This is a genomic window from Bacillus cereus, from assembly GCF_025917685.1.
Classification (GTDB): Bacteria; Bacillota; Bacilli; order Bacillales; family Bacillaceae_G; genus Bacillus_A; species Bacillus_A cereus_AT.
The window spans coordinates 2,876,282-2,897,723 of sequence record NZ_CP089518.1 but is presented as its reverse complement, the minus strand read 5'-3'; the positions used below and the strand labels follow the sequence as shown (position 1 = coordinate 2,897,723).

Below are 21,442 nucleotides of genomic sequence, written 5' to 3'. Positions count from 1 at the left end.
TTCTCTTTAATGAGATAAATCGTTTTGCACTAATAGGGACAGTAACAGACAAAAACGGATGGCTAATTAATAATGGTATTTACTATGCTAGTCGCTTTGGCAAGTTTTATAGTACACCAACAAAAGGACAGCAAGTTGTTACAGAAGCAATGGGGATATATCCATATTTAGGGCAACAATATTTTGTTGCAGCAGAACAAATTGCTACTAATTACGGCGGGATAGATGCAAATGGAAAAACGGTAAATTTAGATCAAATTCGAGAAGATGGTAAGAAACATTATTTTCCAAAAGCGTATACATTTGATGATGGGGCTATTGTCTTTAAAGCGGGGGATAAAGTTAGCGAAGAAAAAATTAAACGTTTATATTGGGCAGCAAAAGAAGTACGATCTCAATTTTATCGTACAGTTGGTAGTGATAAACCACTCGAAAGTGGACATGCTGATGATGTGTTAACAATGGTTATTTATAATAGTCCGGATGAATATCAATTTAACCGTCAACTATACGGCTATGAAACAAATAATGGTGGAATTTATATTGAAGGAACAGGAACCTTCTTTACATATGAACGTACACCACAGCAGAGTATTTATAGTTTGGAAGAATTGTTTCGTCACGAATTTACACACTATTTACAGGGCAGATACGAAGTTCCGGGATTATGGGGTCAAGGAGAAATGTATCAAAATGAACGCTTAACATGGTTTGAAGAAGGAAATGCGGAGTTTTTTGCAGGCTCAACGCGATTAGACAGTGTGGTACCGCGAAAAAGTATCATTGGTGGATTGTCTAATGATCCTGCGAAACGTTACACAGCAGCGCAAACATTAAATGCAAAATACGGAACGTGGGATTATTATAATTACTCGTTTGCATTGCAATCGTATATGTATAATAACCGTCCTGATATGTTCGATAAAGTGCATGATTTAATTCGTACAAATGCTGTTCCAGGTTACGATGCGTACCGTTCTACATTAAGTAAAGATAATAAATTAAATGAAGAATATCAAACTTACATGCAAATGCTGATAGATAATCGTGATAAGTATACAATTCCGCAAGTATCAGATGATTATGTAGCACAGCACAATCCGAAACCACTTTCGGATGTTGCAGCAGATGTCACCAATGAAGCGAAGTTAAAAAATGTGAAGGTAACAAATAATAAATCACAATTCTTTAATACCTCCACACTACAAGGAACATATACAGGAAGTGCGGCAAAAGGGGAAAATGAGGATTGGAAAGTGATGAATCAAGCAACGAATGATATGCTGAAGCATCTTGCAGAAAAAGAGTGGAGCGGATACAAAACATTAACTGCTTATTTTGTAAATTACCGTGTCAATGCCGCTGGACAATTTGAATATGATGTTGTGTTTATCGGAGTGAATACAGAAGAAGGTACTGCTGTAGAAAAAGAACCGAATAATTCATTTGATGCAGCGAATCCATTATCTTTGAACACGTTATTAAGAGGAAACTTAAGTGATCAAGATCAAGTTGACAGATTTGTTATCGATGTAAAGGACCCAAAAGATTTACAAATTACCGTTACGAACGAACAAAACCTTGGACTGAACTGGGTATTATATTCTGAATCAGATCTAAATAATTATGTAGCTTATGCAACAAAACGTGATGGAAACAAATTGCTTGGAAATTATAATGCGAAGCCAGGGAAATATTATTTAAGTGTATATAAGTATGGCGGTGGAACAGGGGATTATACTGTAGAAGTAAAATGATTTTAAGTAGTCGTTTTTAAAAAAATAGATGCCCATAGGCATCTATTTTTCTTTTTTTAATGAAATGATGGTGTATATACAAAAGATAAACTCCAATACCTTTTCTTAAAAAATCAAGGATTTTATACTAGGGTTTATTTCATATGCAAATTTTAAAATTACCTACACGTGCCCTTTAGAAAAAAGAAACAATCTCGCCTAAAATTGACTTTACATAAGCTTAGCTTGATAGCGATGGGGTACCGCCATATTGCCATCAAATTAAGAAAAAAATTAATCCCTCTACAACAAAAACGCTATTCTTTTTCATTGCGGATATTGTATTTCTTTAACCGACGAATCAGTGAAGTTTGGGTAATTCCAAGAACTTTTGCAGTTTTACGTGTAGTCTTATTTTTCTTAATTGCCTGTTCAATAATTATTTTTTCCATACTTTCGATAATCTCGTTTAAATTGTTGCCTTTTTTCAGAGATTGTAAAGCTTCTTCTTCCATACTTACTGAAAGAAAGCGCTCTGGTAAATCATGAATTGAGATTTCTTCCTTTTTAGCCATAATAACGAGCTGCTCAACAGTATTTTCCAACTCGCGTATATTTCCCGGCCACTGATAACGTTGAAAAACACCTATCGTTTGCTTCGAGAAGGTACGTGTCTGGTTGAATATTTGGTTATACTTTTGCAAATAGAAATGGAGTAGTGGAAAAATATCTTCATGTCGCTCGCGTAGCGGCGGAATGTTTACTGGTAAAACATGAAGGCGATAATATAGATCGGCCCGGAATTTTCCCTCTTTTACCATTTCCTCGATTTTGCGGTTTGTTGCTGCAATAATGCGAATATCAGCCTTTACTAACTGTGAACCGCCAATAGGCATATAGGTCTTGTCCTGCAGTAATTGAAGGAGCTTGGGCTGCAAATGTAGCGGAAGTTCACTAATTTCATCCAAAAAAAGCGTTCCTTTTTCGGCTGTTTTGACGAGCCCTGTTTTCCCTTTTGAATTCGCACCTGTAAAGGCTCCCTTATGGTAGCCGAACAATTCAGATTCGAGAAGTGTATCGGGAATTGCTGCACAATTTAAGTGGACAAAGGGTTGACTGTTTCGTTCACTCAATTCATGAATACGTTTTGCAACTACGTTTTTTCCAACGCCTGTTTCTCCGTTAATAAGCACAGTTGAATCAACACTTGCCACTCTTTCCAGGATTTCAGCAAGCAAATTATGTATTTTACTATGTCCAATAAAGGACTGTTCCTCTTGCATTAGAATATACCGGGTATTCATTTTTTTTATTTCTAGCAAATACCGCTTCAATACGGGGGCTAATTCTTCCCATTCTAGCTTAGAAACATTATCCATCCAATTGTTTATATCATGACCATGTGCTACAAAATAAAGGGGGTTTTCCTGCTCATCCAAAATAATGTCCCCTGTTACTGTCATCTTATTACCACCGGTGATTTCTTGCACAGTGGTTACAGTACTTCCATTTTGTAAAGCCATTTCGATTACGGATGGAGTGAACGCACCCTCTTTTTTCAGAACGAAAATATTCCTACCAATCAAATGTTCCTTGCTTTTGTTAAAAAGCTTACAACATGCTTGGTTTACCCACATAATCGTTCCGTTTTTGTCAACAATATTCATCCCACTTTCAAGACTATCAAGAATCTTCAAGAGATATTTACTTTCAATTTGGACAGGAATGTCGGACATGGCTTAAATCCTCCTATGAATGCATCTATGTTGAAACGCAAGTGGTTCAACATAGATGGAAATTAGTGAAAAGAATGAACCATTTATGAATCTATTGAAACGAATTTAATTCATTATATCTCACAAATGCCAGATTTAAATGAAATTTTTATAATTTTCCGTCTATTTTTAATGTTTTTGTTCCAAATTGATGGCATAATTTTTGCATTATAAAAATGTACAGTGCGGAATTATTAATTTATAGAGGGAGGTAGTTAATGGAATCTTTTCTATTTGTCAAGGATTTCCCTTTTTATTGAAAGCGCTTTAATCGCGCGTAATTCTAATTAAGTCACGTTTATGAAGACTAAAAGGTGATCTGCACTCGTTGTCTCTTTCACTTAAAAAGAAAAGTTTTATGTCGTTTTTTCAATTTGTACTTATATAAAAAGGATGGTGTTTGTATGAATGCAAATCTAGTATTTATCAATGGTGAAGTTATTACATCAAACAGACAAAACTCAATAGTAGAATCTGTAGCGATAAAGGATAATCGAATAATTGGGGTTGGTTCAAATTTAGAAACGAATAAATTCATTGGGGAGAAGACTGAAGTCATTGACCTAGCAGGCAAATCTCTTCTTCCTGGATTTATTGATGCACACACACACCTGGTTTTATATGGGGTTTTTCAATTGAATATCAGTTGTAAAGAAAGTCACATCGACTCTGTTGCAGATGTGCTGAATGAGCTTAAGAAAAAAGCGTTGGAAACTCCAGAAGGTGAGTGGATAAGAGCTTGGGGATTTAATGAAACTACCATAAAGGAGAAAAGGTATCCAACGATTGCGGAGCTAGATGCCATTTCAGCGAAGCATCCAATCATCATTTCTCGTACGTGCGGACATATTTGTATCGTAAACACAGCAGCACTAGAGAAGGCTGGATATGACGAAAAGACACCGAATCCTCAAGGTGGAGTAATTGAAAAAAATGAGAAGGGGGAAATTACAGGGAAATTATTTGAAGCTGCAAATATGAAGATGAATGATGTAGCAAGTTATACAGATGATGAGCTTATGAAAGCTGTAAAAATTGCGTCGGATCATTTCATTTCTGGGGGTATCACGAGTATTCATGAAGCAGCTACTTTTGATTCTAATTGTTATCGTTTGTTACAAACAGCTATAAAAACGAAAGACATCGGTGTTCGGATATATGCAATAATTGGTACCATAAATGAATCGGATAAATTTGTAAATAAAATGATGAATGCAGGGATAGTAACCGGTACAGGGGATGAGAAGTTTAGAGTTGGGCCGGCTAAAATATTTTTAGATGGAAGTAGCTCTGGTCCAACAATTGCAACTCGAAAACCCTACTCCAGCGATCCTAACAATTTCGGGATTCTTTATTATAGTGAGGAAGAAATATATAAAGTTCTAGGTGAAGCACATAAAAAAGGCTATCAAATTACAGTACATGCTCAAGGTGATAAAGCCATTGAAATGTATTTAAATTGCGTAGAAAGAGCGTTAAAAGAAGCACCAAGGAAAAATCATCGTCATCGAATCGAGCATGCAGGAGTTTCAACTCCAGATTTACAAGAAAGAATGAAACAACTTGAAGTCATCCCTATTCCAAACCCGCCATTTCCATATGAATATGGCGAGATATATGCTCACAATTATGGTGAACGTGTTAATTATATGTACGCTGCTCGTGATTATATAGATAAAGGTATTATTGCAGCAGGTAGTTCAGATGCACCGGTTACCGATTATAATCCATTATTGGGAATTCATACTGCAGTTAATAGAAAAAGCCAATTTGGAGCTGAAATTGGCATTAATCAATCCATTAGTGTACTAGAAGCTATTAAACTTTACACATGGAATGGCGCTTATGCAAGTTTTGAAGAGGATATAAAAGGAAGCATAGAGGTAGGGAAATTAGCTGATTTAGTTATTTTAAGTGAAAGTATTTTAAAAGCTGAACCAGACCTTATTAAGGATTTGAAAGTGGAAACAACGATTATTGACGGAGAAATTGTCTATCAAAAAGAGAATGATTTAATGATGAAAAATTAGATTTAGGAAAAAAATGGAGTATTGCAATGATATTACCTCGTATTATTCGTTACCATTAGCCCGCTATTTGCGGGCTAATAATCAGTTGGGGATGGACAAAACCCCGCTGATTAATGTTTCACTTTATTCTGCATATCAGAGATTTAGATGCTAGTAAGTTAAAAAGGATATATATTAACAAATCCTTTTATAATATCGGCTCTTAATCCATAAAAATTCAAACGATGAAATAGGAGGTCGAGAATATTTTGAAATATATTAAACTCTTACTCTTAATTCCTTTTATAGGGTGTGTTGGATTCTTACCATTTGCAAATAAAATTGAGCCTTACGTATTAGGGATGCCTTTTCTTTTATTTTGGATTGTATTTTGGATGGTACTTTCCTCAATTATTTTAACCATTGTTTATAAGCTGGATCCTGATAATAAAGGGAGTGAGGCAGAATGAATATATCATTATTTATTATTTTTATTTTCTTAATTCTATCTCTTTATTTAGGGATAGCAGCCAGACGAGGAAAAAAGATGAATTTGCAGCAATTTTCAGTTGGCGGCAGAGGTTTTGGACCCCTGTTCATATTCCTATTAATAGCTGGAGAGGTTTATACGACTTTTACTTTTCTAGGCGGAAGTGGTTGGGCGTATTCTAAAGGTGCTGCTGCATATTATGTACCCACGTATATATTTTTAGCATATGTAATATCTTATTGGATTGCACCTAAAATTTGGAGATACGGTAAAGAACATGGTATTATTTCACAACCTGACTATTTTGCATCTAAATATGATAGTCGTGCAATGGGGGTTATAGTAGCTATTGTGGGAAGTTTGGCGCTTATACCATACATTTGTATACAAATGAAAGGGTTAGGGATTATTGTTTCAGAGGCTTCTTTTGGAGCTATTTCACCAATAGTTGCAAGTATTATAGGTGCAATAGTTATTACAACATATGTAATATTTTCTGGTATTCATGGATCAGCTTGGACAGCTGTGATTAAAGATATTATGATTTTGGGAGTAGTTATTTTTTTAGGCCTATACATTCCTAGCCACTATTTTGGTGGAATTGAGCAAATGTTTAAGTCTGTTGAGGCTGTTAAACCTGAATTGTTAACGTTAGCCGATCAGGGACTAAGTGTACCGTGGTTTATCTCTACAATCCTTTTAAATGCAATATCTTTTTATTTATTACCGACTTCTTTCACTGTGGTCTTCTCAGCAAATGGTGAAAAAGCACTTCGCAAAAATGCAATTACTCTACCTTTATACACGATATTATTACTGTTTGTTTTCTTTATTGGCTTTTCAGCTATCGTAAAAATTCCTAGTTTACAAGGAGCTGATGGAGATCTTTCTCTTTTAAGATTAACTATTCAAACATTTGATCCTTGGGTGGTTGGAATAGTTGGAGCAGCTGGTTTATTAACAGCTTTAGTACCAGCTTCTGTTATGTTAATGTCTGCATCTGTTGGATTAACAAAAGGGATTTACAATGTTGTTTTTCCAAAAGCTACCGAAAAACAACAATTAGTAGCCTCAAAACTATTCATCATTATCCTTTCTTTGACTGCTTTAATCTTCACCGTATTTGGCGGGACAGCACTTGCACTGTTAAATATCATGTCGTACAGTCTTATCGCACAATTGGCACCTGCATTATTCCTTAGTTTTTCTCAAAAAAATTATATTAATAAATATGGCGCAATGACTGGTATTATTACAGGGGTACTTATTGTATTGTATGCTACGATTTTTAATATAAAAATTGCAACCTTTTTCCCAACAGTCCCACACACTATTAACGACATTAGTACAGGAGCAATCGCATTATTTATTAATATCGTAATAACTATTATTGTAAGCTTAGCTTCAAAAAACATAGCGGTTCAAAAGGGGTCTACCACATCAATATCAAGCTAAAATAATTGTATATCCATTAGCTTAGCAAAAGATAAAAGGATGTCTGTTCATGACATCCTTTTTATTTTGGAGCAAAGAGGTATGCTTACTATTCTGAAAATTGTTATTCTTACAACTATTACATATAATAAAGGCTATAGGGATTTATACAGGGGAGTTATGAATGGAAAATACTTTAGTTGATTAACTATTTCTCGTTTTAACCAATATAACAATTAATAGATTTGGAGTTGAGTACATTGGGACAAAATAATTATAAATGGAGTAATAAGCAATTACGAGAACATGTTGAAGTACTAGATGGCATGAGAAGTCCACACATTTTATTAAAGAATGCGACATATTTAAATTCATATATGCGTGAGTGGATGAAAGCAAATATTTGGGTTTATGATGACCGCATTGTATACGTAGGAGAAAAACTGCCAGAGCAATTTACTCATTGTGAAGTTATTGATTGCGAAGGGAAGTATGTAGTTCCTAGTTACATAGAACCGCATGCACATCCATATCAATTATACAATCCAGAGACGTTAGCAAATCATGCAATGCAATTTGGGACAACAACTTTTATTAATGATAATTTAACTTTATTTTTCACATTACAACGTGAAGAAGCATTTCGTTTATTAGATGAATTTAAAAAGATTCCGGCAAGCATGTATTGGTGGTGTCGTTTCGATGGACAAACTGAGTTGCAAAATGGCCAATCATTGTTTAATAGTGAAGAAATAATGGAATGGCTTAATCATGAAGATGTTCTTCAAGGCGGGGAGTTAACAGCATGGCCAAAACTATTGCATGGCGATGAGGAAATGTTAAATTGGGTACAGGAAACAAAACGATTACAGAAGAAAGTAGAAGGGCATTTTCCTGGAGCATCTGAAACAACTTTAGCAAAGTTAAAATTGTTAGGTACGGATTGTGATCATGAAGCGATGACAGGGCAGGAAGCATTAATACGCCTTATGCAAGGCTACACCGTTTCTCTTAGAAATTCTTCAATTAGACCGGATTTAGAAGTTTTACTAAAAGAATTGCTAGAACTAGGTGTTAAACAATTTGATAGATTCATTTTCACAACAGACGGTTCGCATCCATCATTTTATGAAAACGGAATGACAAATAGATTGATAGAAATAGCGATTAAGCAAGGGATACCGGTTATTGATGCCTATAATATGGCAAGTTATAACATTGCTCGTTATTATAATATGGAGTATTTACATGGTGCGATTGCCACAGGGAGAATCGCCAATATTAATATTTTGGAAAGTAAAGAAAACCCGGTGCCGATTAGTGTAATTGCAAAAGGACAATGGATGAAACGTGATGGAGAAAATAAAAATGAATCATTACGTATAGAATGGGATGAATTTCAAGTAACCCCTCTACAACTAGACTGGTCTTTAAAGAAAGAAGATATGATTTTTTCTGAAACAACAGGTATAAAATTATTAAATGATGTGATTTCAAAACCATATGTAACTGAAATCGACTTAAACGTTGAGGAACTTTCTATTGAGCATGATGAATGTTTCCTTATGATGATTGCTCGTGATGGCACTTGGCGAGTGAATACAGTTGTGAAAGGTTTTGCGAATAGATTAGGAGGTCTTGCTAGCTCTTATTCCGGTACAGGTGACATCATTCTTATTGGAAAAAGGAAAGAAGATATGCTTACAGCTTTTCATAGAGTAAAAGAGCTAGGTGGCGGTATGGTAATAGCGGAAAGAAATGAAGTGTTACACGAAATTGCATTACCGTTGCTTGGGATTATGTCCGATTTAAAAATGAGCGAATTAATACATAAAGAGAAAAAAATGGTGGAATTACTACAAGAGCGAGGATACACCTATAACGATCCAGCATTTACGATTTTATTCTTTTCTGCGACGCACTTGCCTTTTATACGGGTAACACCTATAGGATTATATGATGTGAAAAGTAGTAAGGTACTTGCTTCGCCGATGAAACTGATAAATCAATATTAAAAGGAAAGGTTCTATAAAAAGTCTATTTTATAGGACCTTTCTCATTCTTAGCATAAGAATATCCTAAGCCTCAAATAATATAGTATCTAAATCATTTGAGGTGATATGTAATGATGAAAAAAATATTGTTTATTTTAAGTGTATTTATTTTATGTGTATCTATTCAACACGTTGTACATTCTCAAACAGATGCACCAAGATTATCTTCGGATTGTCTCGAAGAAAGAAAAGTTCGAGATGAAAAGTATGCGGAAAATATAATACAGGACATTAAATCCACATTTAATTTAAATATTGATGAAAACAGTTTTTGGGAAGTTAGTAAAAGAGACCTAGAGGCTGCGCATTTGATGTATGGCGGAAAGGAAAATGATTCATATTATAATTCATTAACTAAAATTTATGATAGTGGTGGATTTAGAGGGCAACCTAGCTTATTTGTGAGGGCGCAAGAAGCATTTTTACTTTATAAAGAAATAGACGATACTAATGTAATGAAACGCCTAAATCTAAACCTTGAAAAAGGGGAATGGATTGTTACCGAAACAAAAAAGAAGCAAGGCAAAATAGTGGAATACAAACCGTTACAATGTGAAAAGGATTATCTGAAAAAGAGGAATGAATACCATAATATGAAATGATGTAATGAAATACTAATTAATGTTGTTTTTATCTGCTGAAAGGTTGCTATAGAAGAAGGTAAGTATACATATTAACCTTATGTATACTTACCTTCTTTTTTTGAGGTTATTAACATTTAGGATGGTGTATATTGCAAATTACTTGCTAGTAAATGTGCTTATAATTTTCAAAGGATCTTTTTATCGTAAAAAGAGAGAGGAGTATGTGTCAAAAGATTTATACATTGTTGAACCACTTATGTATATTTTATTCTACAGTACTAATAAAGAAATGTTTACTATGCGCAAAAAATATCATTGGCACAGTTTTTGCTTGTATTAAATTTAAGGAAGGGGATTGTATGTAAGGAATCTGTATTCGTAATAGTATAAAACAAGCTACTATTGCATCATTGATCATACTTGTATTTATAGCGGAACTGTAAATACATACAAATAAGTATGTTCTGATATAAAAATTCAGAATTTTCTTTAAAATTATTAGGGGGCAATGTTATGGTTAAATATTCAAAAATTTCTAAGTTGATTCTTGGTGTTGGACTAGTGACAATATCATGCAATGGTTTACAAATTCAAGCAGAGACAAAAGAAAAAAATGTGAAGAACGTATTACAAATGGAGCCGGTAGGTATACAGAAATCCGTTGATGAGTTGGCACACTCTTCAAAAGTACAAGAAAATGCATCTTTTACAAAACGGTTAAAGTTATCGGATTTATCGCAGCGTCCGCTAGCGCCAAACAAGGATGTTAAACCGTTAGCTGAAGAAAAAAAGTATTCGATGGCTGAGTTAAATCAATTAAGTAACAAACAATTAACTGATCTTCTTGTGACAATTAATTGGTATCAAATTCCGGAATTATTTCAGTTTAATAGTGATAGTCTCAAATTCTATCAAGATGATAGCCGAATGCAAGCGATTATTAATAAACTAGCAGAACAAGGACAAGCTTATACGAAAGATGATTCAAAAGGGATTGAAACATTAGTAGAAGCTTTACGTGCAGCATTTTATTTAGGTTTTTACCATGATGAATTAAGCAAACTAAATGAGCGTAGCTACCATGATAAATGTTTACCGGCTTTAAAAACAATTGCAAAAAATCCGAATTTCAAACTTGGTACATCAGAACAAAATAAAGTTATTTCATCATATGGAAAATTAATTGGAAATGCATCGGCTGATGTTGAAACGGTTTTATATGCAGGTGAAATTTTCAAACAATACAACGATAATCTTGCAACTTTCATTGAAGACCGAACGAAAGGAGACGCTATTTATGAGTTGATGAAGGGGATTGACTTTGATATTCAGACGGATATGTACACGACTGGAAAAGAGCCAAAAGATACGATGTGGTATCGAAATATTGATAACTTTATAAATGAAGTAAATCGTTTTGCACTAATTGGTACAGTAACAAATAAAAACGGCTGGTTAATTAATAATGGAATTTATTATGCTGGTCGATTAGGCAAGCTTTATAGTACACCAACAAAAGGCCAGCAAGTTGTTACCGAAGCGATGAGGATTTATCCACATTTTGGGGAGCAATATTTTGTTGCAGCAGAACAAATTACTACAAATTACGGAGGAGTAGATGCGAACGGAAAAACAATAAATTTAGATCAAATTCGAGAAGATGGTAAAAAGAAATATTTACCGAAAACGTATACGTTTGATGATGGAGCAATTGTCTTTAAAGCTGGGGATAAAGTTAGTGAAGAGAAAATTAAGCGTCTATACTGGGCGGCAAAAGAAGTACGTTCTCAATTTTATCGTACAGTTGGTAGCGATAAACCACTTGAAAGTGGACATGCTGATGATGTACTAACGATGGTTATTTATAATAGTCCAGATGAGTATCAATTTAATCGCCAACTGTACGGATATGAAACGAATAATGGTGGAATTTATATTGAAGGGACAGGAACGTTCTTTACATATGAACGTACACCAGAGCAAAGTATTTATAGTTTGGAAGAATTGTTCCGCCATGAATTTACGCACTACTTACAGGGAAGATACGAAGTTCAGGGATTATGGGGCCAAGGGGAAATGTATCAAAATGAACGTTTAACATGGTTTGAAGAAGGGAATGCAGAGTTCTTTGCAGGTTCAACGCGATTAGATAGTGTAGTACCGCGAAAAAGTATAATTGGTGGATTATCTTATGATCCTGCAAAACGTTATACAGCATCACAAACATTAAATGCGAGATATGGAACGTGGGATTTTTATAACTATTCGTTTGCATTGCAATCATATATGTATAATAACCGTCCTGAAATGTTCGATAAAGTGCATGATTTAATTCGTGCAAATGATGTTTCAAGTTACGATGCATACCGTTCTACATTAAGCAAAGATAATAAATTAAATGAAGAATATCAATCTTATATGCAAATGCTTATTGATAATCGTGATAAGTATACAATTCCACAAGTATCAGATGAGTATTTAACTCAGCATGATCCAAAATCGCTTTCGGACGTTACTTCAGATATCACTAATGAAGCAAAGTTAAAAGATGTGAAGGTAACAAAAAATAAATCACAATTCTTTAATACATTTACACTACAGGGGACATATACAGGAAGTGCGGCAAAAGGAGAAATTGAGGACTGGAAAGTGATGAATCAAGCAACGAATGATATGTTGAAACGTCTTTCAGGAAAAGAGTGGACTGGATATAAAACATTGACTGCTTACTTTGTAAATTACCGTGTTAATAATGCTGGACAATTTGAATATGATGTTGTGCTTAGTGGAGTGAATACAGAAGAAGGTACGGCTGTAGAAAAAGAACCGAATAATTCATTTGAAACAGCGAATCCACTATCTTTAAATACGTTACTAAGAGGAAACTTAAGCGATCAAGATCAGGTTGACCGATTTGTTATTGATGTAAAGGACCCAAAAGATTTACAAATTACTATTACGAACGAACAAAATATTGGATTGAACTGGGTACTATATTCTGAATCAGACTTAAATAATTATGTAACTTATGCAACAAAACGTGATGGAAACAAATTGCTTGGCAATTATAATGCAAAGCCAGGGAAATATTATTTAAGTGTATATAAATATGGCGGGGGAACAGGGAATTATACAGTGGAAGTAAAATAGTTTACTATAGTTGGTTTGAGAGGCTGCTAGTTGTATTTTTTAGTTTAATGTTAAATATTAAACTACTTCAATATACCCCTGTTCTATAATTAGAGCAGGGGTATATTGGCTTTATATTTTTAAATTAAGTAACCTCATTGGATTTTGACAAGAAAATAATTAATATAGATTTGAATTCTCATTCGTAAAGCATGTTTTAATCTTCTTAATGCTCTTTCATTTTTGTCTCAATTCTTGTTTTCAAATCAGTTGATACTTGATCGAAATACCCCAAAACTATCTTCCTAATATCATTGGAAATGACTTTCAAATCATTAGCTAAATTTTCAGCAAGATGTTCTTTTTCTATCGGTTGTAACTTCGCATAAAAATCACCAGCCTGCCCAAAGTCATCTTGCTTAGTTATAGAAGTTCTTTCAAGTTTTCCTTCAACGTATCTTCCATCACCGCTTGTAATTTGATTAGCAGGTGTCCAATCTTGCTGCTGGTTAACCTGTAATTTACGAAATTCTGGTCCAATTCTTCGTCTTTGAGAATCGCTATAAATATTAGCACGGCCCTGTAGCATTTTATCATCAGATAGTTCTGCTCCATCCAGTAAATTAGAAGGAGAGAAGGACACTTTTTCGACTTGTTCCATATAATTTTCAGGATTTTTATTTAATACCATTTTACCGACTGGTATAAGAGGATACGCCTTTTCGTCCCATACTTTTGTATCATCTAAAGGATCATAAGAAAGATGAGCTTCATCTTTTGGATCCATGAGCTGGACATATAGACCATATTCCACTGGTTTACCAGCCTCAATTGCATCGTATAAATCTTTCCCGCTATAATCAGGGTTTTCCGCAGCTAGTTTAGTTGCTTCCTCACTAGTAATGAATTGTACACCTTCAAATGGATACCAATGATACTTTATATACTTTCGATTACCTTCAGCGTTTCTCCAAACATATGTATTTACACTATGTCCTGGGATGTGGCGAAGGCTTTTTGCAGTACCAGTATCAGAGTATAAGCGGACAACAAAATGAATTGATTCTGGTGCTGTAGCGACAAAACTCCAAAAACTATCAGGGTCTATTAAGTTATTTTTAGGTGAAGGTAAGAGCGCTTTAATTGTTTCAGGGAAACGCATCGGATCACGAACAGAAAAGACAGGAATGTGATTACATAAAAGGTCAAAAACGCCATCATTTGTATAAAATTTTGTAGCAAAACCGCGTACATTTCTAGAAGTATCAGGTGTTCCTTTCGTACTAACTGCAAATGAAAATCGTACCATAACAGGAACTTTCGCATTAGAATTTTGTAAAAAACTTAGTTTAGTATGTTCTGACATCGGATATATCGTTTGGAAATAGCCGAATGCACCGTAACCTTTTACATGAACAGGTCTTTCTAAAATTTTTTCATGAATAAATTCTTGTAACGCCTCGTGAAGCACACTATCTTGCTTTAAAACAGGTCCACGTGAACCAACTGTTTGAGAGTGAATTATAGCTTTTTCATTACGTTCTCCATGTTCATTAAAGTCTTTTCCTAGTAAAGATTGCCTCTGTTTATCATAGTTTTCATCCATCAATATAGCCTCCAAATTTTTTTTGTCCATTGTTACTAAATATGATTTTTTAACCTTGATTATGTATGACATGCAAAGTTCAAAATAGGAACAGACCGCTAGATGAAAAAAACGCGTATGCAGTGGACCTGTTGAAATAGAAGAAATTATGGAAAAATGAATATCGGGAAGAGAAATAACACGTTTTATTTAAGAGGTGGAAGAAAACCACTATTAAAATATCAATCTTAAAAATTAATTTGTAAATGAATTTATAGATAATGAACATGAAAAACGGGAAAATAGCCAGGAGGAATTTATTATGTCGGATTGGTCTCAATTAGATAAAGAATATATGATGCCTACGTATTGTCGTACGGGGGTTGCGATAGAAAGAGGAGAAGGAAGTAAACTTTATGATGTAGATGGTAAAGAGTATTTAGATTTATTTTCTGGTGTAGGAGTAAATGTATTAGGATACAATCATCCTAAAATTGTGCAAACGACAATGGAGCAAGTTACGAAGTCATTGCATCTACCGTTTCATTTTTTAAACCCAGTTGCGATTGAGTATGCAAAGAAATTAGTTGATTGCTCTTTAAAAAACGGAAAGGTCTTTTTTACAAACTCAGGTACGGAAGCGACAGAAACAACGTTGAAATTAATTGATAAGTATAGAGCTAATACGCATGAGGAACGTGAAGGAATCGTAGTGCTGAAGAATAGTTTCCACGGACGTACGTTAGGAGCACTTCATTTTACGAGACAAGAAAGTGTATATCAAAATTTCCCTAAAACATCGATTCCGGTATATGAAGTAGAGCGTGAGAATATAGAGCAATTAGAAGAAACAATAATTCATGAAAATCCAATTGCGATTATGTTAGAGCCTGTTTTAGGAAGCGGCGGTATATATCCTTTATCGCGTGAATATTTACATGGTGTTCAAAACTTATGTGAGAAATATAATGTACTACTTATTGTTGATGAAGTACAAAGTGGTATGGGGAGAACAGGAAAACTATTCGCTTATCAAAATTTCAATATTACACCCGATATTATTCAAATTGGCAAAGGAGCAGGAGGCGGGATACCGCTAGGTGGAATTATTGTAGGTGAAAAATTATGTGATGTATTTGCACCAGGAGATCACGGCACAACGTTTGCTCATTCTTCAATGGGAACAGCTTTAGGGTTAACGGTTTTAAATACATTGATTGACGATGGTTTAATGCAAGAAGCTTATGAAATGTCACTATATTTAAATGATAAATTGCGAGAAATTCAGAATGAAAATTCTTATTATATTCAGGAAGTACGTCATGCTGGTATGATGTTTGGAATTAGTTTGAATGATACGAATACAAATGTAAAGAAATTACAGGTAGAGCTAATGGAGAAAGGGATGTTAGTTGATGTTACACAAGGGAACATCATCCGTTTACTTCCTCCATATATAATTACAAAAGAAGAGATTGATGCATTTATTTATGAGTTTATCTCCTGTATTCATAGCTTATCAGCTATAGCAAGTGTTTAAAAAGCTTTATGAAAAAGTACCTTATTTTTAATTCAAATAGGAAGAAAATAGGGGTGAAAAAAATAAATTTATGTATTAAAATAAAAAGCTGAAAAAGGTACTCGTATAGCGCCTTCTTCAGCTTTTTAAAATACTAAATTACTTAACCTAGGGAGCATCTCATTGGACAAATAATTAATTATGTGAAACAATAATAACAGATAAGGAGACGTTGCTTTTCCTTAAGTGCTTCGTATTGAATTTATTCTAGTAAGAGAAGGTGTGCTTAAAGAAGTTAAATTAAATAAGGGGCTGTTTTACTATATGCAACAAAATAATGATTTAAATTTTGAACCTCAAGACGTTAATATTGTCAATCCTAAACAAGCGAGGAAAGCAGTTATTGCTACTGGCATTGGGAATGCAATGGAGTGGTTTGACTTCGGATTATACGCGTATTTAGCAGTAATTTTAAGTCAATTATTCTTCTCAGGTGTGAATAATAGTGGTTTGCAACTTGTACTAACATTTGGTACATTTGCGGCGGCCTTTCTCGTTCGACCAATCGGAGGTATTTTCTTTGGTAGAATAGGAGATAAGTATGGCCGAAAGATTGTTTTAAGTACAACTATTATTTTAATGGCACTTTCTACATTATTCATCGCATTACTACCAACCTATGAACAAATTGGTGTATGGGCACCAATACTACTTTTAATTGCGCGAATGATTCAAGGCTTCTCTACAGGCGGCGAATATTCAGGAGCAATGGTTTATATCGCAGAATCTTCTCCAGATAAAAAGCGTGGTATACTCGGTAGTGGTCTTGAAATCGGGACACTCTCAGGTTACATTGCTGCTTCGGTAATTGTTACCATTTTGACGTTATTGTTAACAGATGAGCAAATGCTCAGCTGGGGATGGCGTATTCCTTTCTTAATTGCTGCACCAATTGGTTTGGTCGGTTTATATTTACGACGTCATTTAGATGAATCTCCAATTTTTGAAGAGATGGAAAAAGCACAAGAGGAATCTGAAGACAATGAACAATTTTCATTTATTGATATATTAAAATATCATAAAAAAGACTTCGTATTAAGCACAGTAATTGTTGCCTTCTTTAACATTACAAACTATATGATCCTTTCGTATATTCCTTCTTACTTAACACAAGTACTAAAAGTCAAAGAAACAACTGGCTTATTAATTATTTCAATTACGATGGCACTTATGATTCCACTGGCACTTTATTTCGGTAAATTAAGTGATAAAGTAGGTAATAAACGCGTAGTGCAAATTGGTTTACTTGGTTTAACTGTATTTGCAATTCCGGCATTTTTACTAATAGGTAACGGACATATTGTAGCTATGTTTGCGGGTATTTTCGTCTTAGGTTTCTTCCTTAGTGTTTATGAAGGAACATTGCCTTCGTTATTACCAGCACTCTTTTTCACCGATGTACGTTATCGTGCACTATCTATCTCCTTTAATATTTCTGTATCTATATTTGGCGGGACAACACCGCTCGTATGTTCATACTTAGTTCACGCTACTGGTAACCCGCTCGCACCAGCATTTTATTTAACTGGTGTAAGTGTAATTGGATTAGTTGTATTTAGTGTACTGTTTGTTACAACATCAGGACGTGCACTAAAAGGATCTTATCCTACCGTAGAATCGAAGAAAGAAGCACATTTAATCGCTAAAGAAGACCCTGAAGAAACACTTTGGTGGCATGAAGAATCTTTAGCAATTGAAGCAGGAAAAAAAGCATAAATTGTGAAAAGCAACGTGGACTTTTACACAAAAAGACTCCTAGTTTAATAGGAGTCTTTTGTGTGTGTCATATCTTAAATTGATTCATTTTTTCTTCTTTTTCAAACCTTTCTGATACGCATAAAGCTTATTAATTTCTTTCTTAAATTCTTGCAGAAGTATAGTATCTTCACGATTTGAATAACGTACTGCATTATACGCATCTATAATTATATGCCTCTGAATATTTAAACCTTCTTCTTCATTAATTCTCTCTAGCCAAGCTTCAATTGTTTCTCCTCGTTCACGGTTTAAAGGAGGGGCTAACTTACTCTCCAGTTTGAAAATTTCTCTTCGAATTTCGTTATGTGGTGGTTTATTTCGCTTCGTTCGTTTTTGACTAATTCCTTCTTTATCAGTAATGATTGTAGATTCAAAGACAGGCATATTTGGTAAACTTAAATGTTTTCGTTTTTTTACTATTTTCCAAACGACATAAATAGCGATGGCTGTACAGACTAATACTGTAATGCTATTAATAAGTATTGGGTCAAAGTCAGGAAGTTTTTTCCCGTCTTCAATTCGTGGTTTTAAGAGATGTCCTTTATTTGCCCAAACATCTTCAGTGTCTTTTAATTCAGCTGCTTTAATTAATGGCATTAAAGCATAGCCGACTCCTAATGCGATAACTTCCGTCATAAAACCAAACATAAGTCGAATAAAAGGGAACACTTGAACAATTAACATACTCATTACACCAATCGTAATGATTGAGGCAAAACGTAATAGTTGTTGTTTACGATTTGCCCCGGTTAGCCAAAATGTAATCATAAGATGTAAGGCTAATATTAATAATTTCCATAACGGTGGAAAGGGTGCATAAAATATAGCTGAAACGACAAACCATACAATACCACCTAGAGATTTTTGAACTGGATATCCAGGTCCGACCGCATGTATGATAAAGAAAAATAGTGGTAATATGATTGTGCCAAAAAGAGAAAAAGGTAAAAATAAAGAGAAAAGAACTATTTGAAGAACTAAAAGTATTACAAATCCTGTTATTTTTTTCTTCATTAATTTATGAATAAGAAATACTCCTACATAGCCTGTTGTTAAAAATATTGCAATGCCAATTAGTTCATCTCTTTCTGTTAATAATGAAAGCAGGAGGAGCAGAATGAAATCATGAATGTGATATAGCCAAGTTTTCAAGCTTTTCCACCATCCCTTCATTATTAATGAGAAACGTAGGCTGAGATAGAAGAGGAAGCTCATTCTTCTGCAGACCAATGTAAATCAATGTAGATGATCGCTCTCTTTTTCTCGTGACATAATGAAGGAATCCTTGTTTCGGAAGTAACGTACTATCATCTGAAATACGTGCTAATTCTTCCAAAGCCTTCCCGTAATGTGTTTGTCCTTCGTTTAATGGTAAATGCAATGCACCAGTTTCTGCTAATACACTAATAAATAATTCAAACGGTATTTGATGCTTCGTTGCGAATTGACAAATGTATGTTGTAAATGAAATAAGGTCTTCTACATTTTCTTTCCAACCGAATCCGCGATCAGCAGCTAAAGAAAGACAAATCGTCCAACTATAATTCTTTACAGGTTCATATTGCTTCGCTTGTAACGCCTGCATTTTGGCGGATGCTTTCCAATGAATAGAGCGGAATGATTCACGCTCGTAGCGCTTTACACCGATAATAGATGTTTCATCATTGTAAAAAGAGAAACTCGTTCGATACGAACCTGTTAATAGTTGCTGAAGTTCTTGTAAACCGGCTACTTCTTTAGGAGTAGGGTATACAATAATTTCAGTTTTTAACTTATCGAAAACAGGTAAATGTACAGTTAAAAGATGAAAAGGATCTTTTAAAACACATTCGAACTGTTCAATTTGAAAGACACCACGCTTCGTTGCGGTTAATGTTAAATCCCATTTTTGTGCTGAATGAGCAGGTTGTGAAAATGGGAAAGAAAATAACGTTTTCGATATTTGTTCAATCCCTTGATCCTTATGCGGTATAAGAGATGAATTTAAATGAAAATAACAAACACCGTTTACGAGTGGTATGCTTGCCCCATTTTTTAAATGAATAAAAAACTGTCCAGATTCATCAGGAAATAGCCGCGTTATTTGTTTCTCGTTTATTACTTGAAACTTTTTCTCTATAAAAGTGACATATTTATAAATGAAAATAGCAAATAAATAATAAAAGAAAAAGAGAAACATAAGCATTCGTTGCGGGAAAAAGAATGTGAAAAGCAACGCGACTGGAACAGTTAATTGAATAATATGAAGTTGGAAAAATAAAGGTACAGTTACAACGCGCTGTCTATTCATGCTTGTTCAATCTCCACAGGTACGTCAACTTCTTTTAAAATCCTTTGCATTAATTCATTTTTTGTCGTACGTAAAGCTCCTTCCATTGACAAGACGATACGGTGATTCCAAACAGAAGGAACTAAAAATTGTATATCTTCAGGCGTACAATATTCTCTCCCGCGTAAAAAGGCTAGTGCTTGAACTGCACGCACTAAAGCAAGTGTGGCACGTGGACTTACACCGTTAGCGATGTAATCATGATTTCTTGTAGCGTGAGCAAGTTTAATAATGTAGTGTTCTAACGGTTCTGATACGAAAATTTCTTTTACTCGTTTCTGTGTTTCTAAAATAGCATCTAAAGTAATAACAGATGTGACGTTTTCTAGTGGTGCATTGTTACGAAAACGACGCATCATTTTTAGCTCATCTTCAGGAGACGGATAACCAATTGAAATCGTCATTAAAAAGCGATCAAGCTGTGCATCTGGAAGAGGGAAAGTTCCTTGTGATTCAATTGGGTTTTGCGTCGCAATAACAAAGAACGGTTTCGGAAGAGGAGTAGACTGCTTTTCGAGCGTTACTTGTCGTTCTTCCATCGCTTCTAACAAACTAGATTGTGTTCTCGGCATCGCGCGGTTAATTTCATCTGCAAGTAGTATATTTGTCATAACTGGTCCAAGTCGTAATTCGAATTCACTTGTTTTCGGATTGAAATATTCAATACCTGTTACATCACTCGGAAGTACATCAGGGGTAAATTGAACGCGAGAAAAATTACCACCAATGCTTTTAGAAATTGTTTTTGCAAGTAATGTTTTTCCGGTGCCAGGCACATCTTCCAGAAGCACATGTCCGTCAGCAAGCAATGAAACGAGTAATAGATCTATAACATTTTCTTTACCGATAAAAACAGATCCTATGTTTTCTTTCAATTTATTTATCATATGTATCATTCCTTTCAAAATAAAAGCGGATATTACTATATTTTAACGAATTATTCAGAAAATTGATATGATTTTTTAATTCGAAGAAATGGA

At 34.4% G+C, this 21,442-nt stretch carries 13 protein-coding genes and 1 pseudogene; 9 read left to right on the top strand and 5 right to left on the bottom strand.

Features of this window, described 5'->3' with window-relative positions:
* Nucleotides 1–8 precede the first annotated feature (8 nt).
* Nucleotides 9–1,757 (top strand): annotated as a pseudogene (locus LUS72_RS15040) (collagenase); the annotation flags it as partial.
* 296 nt (nt 1,758–2,053) lie between these two features.
* On the opposite strand, the gene LUS72_RS15035 reads toward LUS72_RS15040, so the two are convergent.
* Nucleotides 2,054–3,472 carry a sigma-54 interaction domain-containing protein gene (locus tag LUS72_RS15035; RefSeq protein ID WP_097830366.1) on the bottom strand — a complete coding sequence of 473 codons (1,419 nt, stop codon included), beginning with the start codon at nt 3,470–3,472 and terminating at the stop codon, nt 2,054–2,056.
* 443 nt (nt 3,473–3,915) lie between these two features.
* Between LUS72_RS15035 and LUS72_RS15030 the strand changes: the two genes are divergently transcribed.
* From LUS72_RS15030 to colA, 6 genes are all read left to right on the top strand, one after another.
* Nucleotides 3,916–5,541 (top strand): amidohydrolase, encoded by a 1,626-nt coding sequence (locus LUS72_RS15030; protein WP_097830367.1) that lies wholly within the window; start codon nt 3,916–3,918, stop codon nt 5,539–5,541.
* A 248-nt stretch (nt 5,542–5,789) separates the two neighbouring features.
* Nucleotides 5,790–5,990, top strand: a complete 201-nt coding sequence (locus tag LUS72_RS15025; protein ID WP_048374755.1) for a DUF3311 domain-containing protein — start codon at nt 5,790–5,792, stop codon at nt 5,988–5,990.
* Entirely contained in the window at nt 5,987–7,465 is a 1,479-nt protein-coding gene (locus LUS72_RS15020; RefSeq protein WP_264446909.1) for a sodium:solute symporter family protein, read from the top strand. The genes LUS72_RS15025 and LUS72_RS15020 overlap by 4 nt, the downstream gene beginning before the upstream one ends.
* A 239-nt stretch (nt 7,466–7,704) precedes the next feature.
* The gene (locus LUS72_RS15015) at nt 7,705–9,459 is read left to right on the top strand and encodes an adenine deaminase C-terminal domain-containing protein (RefSeq protein WP_097830369.1); all 1,755 of its coding nucleotides are present in this window, start codon (nt 7,705–7,707) and stop codon (nt 9,457–9,459) included.
* A 113-nt stretch (nt 9,460–9,572) separates the two neighbouring features.
* On the top strand, nt 9,573–10,100 hold the full coding sequence (locus LUS72_RS15010; RefSeq protein ID WP_097830370.1) for a hypothetical protein: 528 nt from the start codon (nt 9,573–9,575) through the stop codon (nt 10,098–10,100).
* 495 nt (nt 10,101–10,595) lie between these two features.
* Entirely contained in the window at nt 10,596–13,232 is a 2,637-nt protein-coding gene (gene colA / locus LUS72_RS15005) for a collagenase ColA (RefSeq protein ID WP_097830371.1), read from the top strand.
* Nucleotides 13,233–13,437: 205 nt separating this feature from the next.
* Here the strand turns inward: colA and LUS72_RS15000 are convergent, their stop codons facing one another.
* Nucleotides 13,438–14,817, bottom strand: a complete 1,380-nt coding sequence (locus LUS72_RS15000; protein ID WP_097830372.1) for a catalase — start codon at nt 14,815–14,817, stop codon at nt 13,438–13,440.
* Between the two features lie 301 nt (nt 14,818–15,118).
* Between LUS72_RS15000 and LUS72_RS14995 the strand changes: the two genes are divergently transcribed.
* Together LUS72_RS14995 and LUS72_RS14990 are read left to right on the top strand one after the other, a co-directional pair.
* Nucleotides 15,119–16,336, top strand: a complete 1,218-nt coding sequence (locus tag LUS72_RS14995) for an aspartate aminotransferase family protein (RefSeq protein WP_097830373.1) — start codon at nt 15,119–15,121, stop codon at nt 16,334–16,336.
* A 303-nt stretch (nt 16,337–16,639) separates the two neighbouring features.
* A complete protein-coding gene (locus LUS72_RS14990) occupies nt 16,640–18,091 on the top strand; it encodes an MFS transporter (RefSeq protein ID WP_264446903.1) in 1,452 nt (483 codons plus the stop codon).
* A gap of 84 nt (nt 18,092–18,175) precedes the next feature.
* Here LUS72_RS14990 and LUS72_RS14985 read toward each other — a convergent pair whose 3' ends face one another.
* The 3 genes from LUS72_RS14985 to LUS72_RS14975 are packed head-to-tail and all read right to left on the bottom strand — an operon-like array spanning nt 18,176 to nt 21,349.
* Nucleotides 18,176–19,285: a DUF4018 domain-containing protein gene (locus LUS72_RS14985; protein ID WP_264446901.1), complete on the bottom strand. Its 1,110-nt coding sequence runs from the start codon at nt 19,283–19,285 to the stop codon at nt 18,176–18,178.
* Complete coding sequence (locus tag LUS72_RS14980) at nt 19,257–20,423, bottom strand: DUF58 domain-containing protein (protein WP_264446899.1); 1,167 nt, start codon at nt 20,421–20,423, stop codon at nt 19,257–19,259. The genes LUS72_RS14985 and LUS72_RS14980 overlap by 29 nt, the downstream gene beginning before the upstream one ends.
* Entirely contained in the window at nt 20,420–21,349 is a 930-nt protein-coding gene (locus tag LUS72_RS14975; RefSeq protein ID WP_264446897.1) for an AAA family ATPase, read from the bottom strand. Before LUS72_RS14975 ends, LUS72_RS14980 begins: the two co-directional genes overlap by 4 nt.
* Nucleotides 21,350–21,442: the final 93 nt, after the last annotated feature.

Excerpts from the sequence above, each read along its gene's own strand:
- LUS72_RS15035 (WP_097830366.1), bottom strand. The coding sequence starts at position 3,472 with ATGTCCGACATTCCTGTCCAAATTGAAAGTAAATATCTCTTGAAGATT.
- LUS72_RS15030 (WP_097830367.1), top strand. The coding sequence starts at position 3,916 with ATGAATGCAAATCTAGTATTTATCAATGGTGAAGTTATTACATCAAAC.
- LUS72_RS15020 (WP_264446909.1), top strand. The coding sequence starts at position 5,987 with ATGAATATATCATTATTTATTATTTTTATTTTCTTAATTCTATCTCTT.
- LUS72_RS15010 (WP_097830370.1), top strand. The coding sequence starts at position 9,573 with ATGAAAAAAATATTGTTTATTTTAAGTGTATTTATTTTATGTGTATCT.
- colA (WP_097830371.1), top strand. The coding sequence starts at position 10,596 with ATGGTTAAATATTCAAAAATTTCTAAGTTGATTCTTGGTGTTGGACTA.
- LUS72_RS15000 (WP_097830372.1), bottom strand. The coding sequence starts at position 14,817 with ATGGATGAAAACTATGATAAACAGAGGCAATCTTTACTAGGAAAAGAC.
- LUS72_RS14995 (WP_097830373.1), top strand. The coding sequence starts at position 15,119 with ATGTCGGATTGGTCTCAATTAGATAAAGAATATATGATGCCTACGTAT.
- LUS72_RS14990 (WP_264446903.1), top strand. The coding sequence starts at position 16,640 with ATGCAACAAAATAATGATTTAAATTTTGAACCTCAAGACGTTAATATT.
- LUS72_RS14980 (WP_264446899.1), bottom strand. The coding sequence starts at position 20,423 with ATGAATAGACAGCGCGTTGTAACTGTACCTTTATTTTTCCAACTTCAT.
- LUS72_RS14975 (WP_264446897.1), bottom strand. The coding sequence starts at position 21,349 with ATGATAAATAAATTGAAAGAAAACATAGGATCTGTTTTTATCGGTAAA.